The sequence below is a fragment of the Candidatus Limnocylindria bacterium genome (assembly GCA_036523395.1).
Classification (GTDB): Bacteria; Chloroflexota; Limnocylindria; order P2-11E; family P2-11E; genus CF-39.
Window position 1 is genome coordinate 1 of the sequence record DATDEH010000071.1, and the last position, 4,349, is coordinate 4,349.

The window sequence follows — 4,349 nt, forward strand, 5'->3', positions numbered from 1 at the left end:
ACGCTTTTTGTTTCCCCTCATCCGGCGCTGGACGCCGTCCGTACAGTCGTCGCAGATGCCGAACACTTCCGACCAGCCTGACGACGTCCTGATCGTTGCGCTCGCCGAGCGCGACCTGGGCGCTCTGGCGTCGCTCTACGACCGCTACGGCCGCCTCGCCTACGCGCTTGCCTACCGGATCCTTGGCGAGGGCGAGGCCGCCGAGGATGTCGTGCACGACGCGTACATCTCGGCCTGGCGAGGCGCCGCCAGCTACCGGCGGGAGCGCGGCAACGTCCGAGGCTGGCTCATGTCGATCGTCCACCACCGGGCCGTCGACGTGCTCCGGCGCAAGACGACCTTTCGGCCGGCGCCGCTCGAGGCGGCGGCCGAGCGCGCCGCCGACGACGACACGGCGGAGGCCGCGGAGAGGAACGTCGAGCATCAGACCGTGCGCGCCGCGCTCGAGGGGCTCCCGCAGGCACAGCGCCGCACCATCGAGCTCGCGTACTTCGGTGGCTACACCCACGTTGAGCTGGCCGAGCTCATGGGCGTGCCGCTCGGCACCGTGAAGGGCCGGATGCGCATCGGGCTCCAGAAGCTGCGGCGCGCGCTCGAGCTCCAGGGGACGTACCGGGGAGAGTCGCGATGATCCACGTCACAGACGAGCTGGAGCTGTACGCGCTCGGCGCACTGGCGCCGGGCGACAGCGCGCGCGTGGCCGCGCATCTTTCTGAGTGCCCAGCCTGCCGCGAGCAGGCCCGCGCCATCGACGAGGTCGTCCAGGAGCTCCCCGAGACGCTGCCCGACCGCGACGCTCCGGGCGTTCTGCGTGAGCGGATCCTCGCGACGGCCAAGGCCGACCTGTCGGCGGAACGCGCCCCGCGCCGCGACACCGCGTGGCTCGCCCGCCTGCTTCGGCCCGGGCTCGTCTTCGCCGCGGTCATGTGGATCGCCGTCGGGGCTGCCGCGGTGGTCAACGAGAACCTCGCCCTGTCGAATCAGCTGAAGGTCGTCGCGGCGGAGCGCGCGTCCTATGAATCGATCGTCGAAGGCATCCGGCAGGGCGGTCGCTGGTGGTACATGTCCGGCAAAGACCAATGGACCGGATCCGGCGGCACGCTCATCGCGCCGCGCGTCGAAGGCCGGCCGCCGTTCGTCGTGTTCCACGACCTGAAGCCGCTGCCGCAGACGCAGATGTACACGATCTGGCTCGTGAGCGCGGACAACACCTGGGTCCGCGGCGCGAACTTCCGACCGGATGGCAAGGACGTGCAAGCCGTTGACGTCACCGCGCCGATCGTGGGATTCGACCGCTGTGCGGTGACGATCGAAAACTCGGCTTGGGGTCGTCGCGCGGGACCGGTCGTCATGGAATCGAGGATCGTCGCGCCGGCGCCCCAGTAGGAGCGTGCCGGTGCGAGGCGCCTAGATGAAGTTCCCGGGGGTCTTTGAGACTCCAGTGAAAATGCGTTCCGGCTCCAGGCCACCCTCGCTGCGGGGAACGCGTCGGGAGTCCACCGGAGCGCGAGATCGCCGCGAATCGCGGGCACCAGCGCGATCGGGAGCGACAGAGGCTTCGACAGCGTTCGCGTTCGTGAGCACCTCGCTGGGCGCCTCGAGGATCTCCGTGCGGCGGCCTGAAGCAGTCTCAAAGACCACTGGGAACTTCACCTAGACCTTTCCTCGGCTCCCGCGTTGCGTCTCCAACTGACGTCGATCAAGACCGCCGGTCGGCAGGAATTGATGGCCGCCGGCGTCCCTGCCGGCGGGACAGTAGGCCCAACCCGAACGGTGAACGAACACACGCTCGTTCGTCTTCTTGGTCAAGTGCTCCGAGGTGATGCAGCGATACTGGATGAGGTGATCGAGGTCGGGCACCGACCCAGCATCGCGCCGCCGCAGGACGGCGCTCCCCCCGAAAGGGGGGTTCCCCGTCTGCGCGTTCTTACAGCGTCCGTCGTACTCACGCTGGCCGTCGCCGTGTGCACCGCGCTTCCCTCGGGAACGGCCACGGGTGCGGCCGCGGGCGTCGTCGCTCCGCCGGGTTGGCCCGCCACGTTGCAGCTCGGCATGTCGAGCCCACCCGGTGACGCCGCTGACGTGCGGGCGACCGCGGCGTTCGGTCTGCGTTCGCAGTACCTCGCCGGCGGCGTTAACACCGGCAGCGGGTGGGCGACGTGGAACCCGAATGGGACGTTTGTGACGAATTACGCGCAGGAGTCGCAGGGGCTAGGCCTGCGCTCTGTCTTCGACTACTACATGTTGCTCCAGTCTCTGCCCGCGACGGGTGCCAACGAGTCAGCCAAGCTCACGTCCAACTTGAACAACGCGGCGACCATGACCGCGTACTACAACGACCTCAAGCTGTTCTTCCAGCGCGCCGCCCCCATCGGAAATTCGGTTGTGCTGCACATGGAGCCCGACCTCTGGGGTTATCTCGAGCAGCGCGCGAGCGGCGACGACGCGTCGACCGTGACCGGGGTCCGGGTCGCGTCGACCGGCCTGTCCGATCTTGCCGGTTTGCCGGACACCGCGTCGGGACTGGCGCAAGCCGTGTTGCGCCTGCGGGACCGCTACGGTCCGGGCGTTCAGGTTGCGTATCACGCGAGCGTGTGGGGCACCGGCAACGACATCTTGTACTCGAAACCGAGCGATGCGACCGTCGATGCGCTCGGCACGCGCGCCGGGACCTTCTACCTGTCGCTCGGTGCGGCCTTCGATCTCGCCTTCACCGACCCAAGTGACCGCGATGCGGCGTTCAAACAATTCCAGTATGGAGACGGCGGCGCGTCGTGGTGGTCGTCCGCCGATTACGCGCGCAATGTTCGCTGGCTCAGCCGGTTCTACGCGACGACCGGAAAGGCCCTCGTGATGTGGCAGGTGCCACTTGGGAACACGAAGATGACCGCGATGAACAACACGTGGAATCACTATCAGGACAACCACGTCGAGTGGCTCATCGACGATCCCGGCCGGACGCACCTCGCCGACTATGTGAGCGCCGGCGTCGTCGCCATAATTTTCGGTCGGGGCGCGGATGGCGCCACCTGCGCGTGCGACGCGAACGCGGACGGCGTGACCAACCCGGCACCGATCAACGGGAACACGATCGCTTCGCTGAACGCGGATGACGACGGCGGCTTCTTTCGCGCAAAGGCCTCGCAGTATTACGCGGCCGGCGCGCTGCCTCTCACCGGCGGAGTGCCCACGACACCTCCACCCAGCCCAACGGCGTCTCCGCCACCCGCGACACCCCCACCCAGCCCGACGGCGTCTCCGCCACCGGTGGCGTGCGTGCCTTCGGAAGGTCCGGGTATCCCCGCGCCACCCAGCGTCGCGTCAGGCATCTCGGGACTGCACGCCGCGTGGTATGGACAGAGCGGTTATCCGACCCTCTGCGTCGGTCAGCGCTCGACGGCAACGGTGGCCTTCTACAACTCCGGGTCGACCGGATGGGTCAGCGGACGCATGGGTGAGGTCGCGTACCTCGGCACCTGGGGGCCCGAGCCGGGACAGGATCGGGTCAGCCCGCTGGGCGGCGACGGTCAGCTTGGCTCACCGAACACCGGATGGCCGCGCTACAACCGGATCGCGGTCCAGCCCGCGCAGTACGTCGGCCCGGGACAGATCGCGTGGTTCCAGTTCACGATCCAGGCACCGACGACGCCCGGAACGTATCGGCTCTACCTGCGTCCGCTCATCGAGGGCGCGTCATGGCTCGAGGACTACGGTGTCTTCTGGCTGGTGACCGTCCGCTAACGCCATCTCACGATCCGCTAGCGAGCGTCCGTATCCGCTTCCGGCCGGTGGTACCCGGCCCTTCGGTATTGGTCAGCGGACAACCCAGCCGTGCACGGGCACAGCGAGAAGATCTTCCCGAGCGCGCGGTGCACGTTGTACTGAACTCCCTCGTCAAGTCGGAGTGGATACTCGATGGCGTCGAGCACGTCGCGGCCGAGACCGCTTTGTGGCCTTGCGACGTAGAGCGCGAGCACGCCGCCGCTCAGCATCATCATCGCGGAGACGGCGATCACCGTCCGGCGGAGCCAGCCTCGCGCGCTGCGAGTTTGCGTTCGCCCCGCTCCGATCACACCGTCACGATCGTCGCGGCGCGGCGGTGGACACGGTCCGCCTCGCCGTGATTGCCCAGCCCGAGGTAGGTCCGTTCGAGGTTGAGGAGCGTCTCCGCCACCGCGGGATGATCGGGGCCGAGAACACGCTCGCGAATCTCGAGCACACGCATGTACAGCCGCTCCGCATCCGCGAGCTTCCAGTCGATACGACACAGCGTGGCGAGCTCCTGAATCGAGGCGGCGACGGCGATCTCGTTTGTTGGGTCGCGACGCTGTCGGATCTCGATCGCCGAT

General features: G+C 68.0%; 5 protein-coding genes. 3 read left to right on the top strand and 2 right to left on the bottom strand.

Going from position 1 to position 4,349, the window contains the following annotated elements; translation table 11 throughout:
• The first annotated feature begins 55 nt into the window (after positions 1-55).
• From VI056_09160 to VI056_09170, 3 genes are all read left to right on the top strand, one after another.
• Complete coding sequence (locus tag VI056_09160) at positions 56-631, top strand: sigma-70 family RNA polymerase sigma factor (GenBank protein HEY6203199.1); 576 nt, start codon at positions 56-58, stop codon at positions 629-631.
• The gene (locus tag VI056_09165) at positions 628-1,386 is read left to right on the top strand and encodes an anti-sigma factor (GenBank protein HEY6203200.1); all 759 of its coding nucleotides are present in this window, start codon (positions 628-630) and stop codon (positions 1,384-1,386) included. Before VI056_09160 ends, VI056_09165 begins: the two co-directional genes overlap by 4 nt.
• Positions 1,387-1,842: 456 nt before the next feature.
• A complete protein-coding gene (locus VI056_09170) occupies positions 1,843-3,741 on the top strand; it encodes a hypothetical protein (protein ID HEY6203201.1) in 1,899 nt (632 codons plus the stop codon).
• Positions 3,742-3,758: 17 nt separating this feature from the next.
• Here the strand turns inward: VI056_09170 and VI056_09175 are convergent, their stop codons facing one another.
• Positions 3,759-4,016 (bottom strand): hypothetical protein, encoded by a 258-nt coding sequence (locus VI056_09175; GenBank protein HEY6203202.1) that lies wholly within the window; start codon positions 4,014-4,016, stop codon positions 3,759-3,761.
• Positions 4,017-4,069: 53 nt separating this feature from the next.
• A partial coding sequence (locus VI056_09180) for a tetratricopeptide repeat protein (GenBank protein ID HEY6203203.1) occupies positions 4,070-4,349 on the bottom strand: 280 nt, incomplete at its 5' end.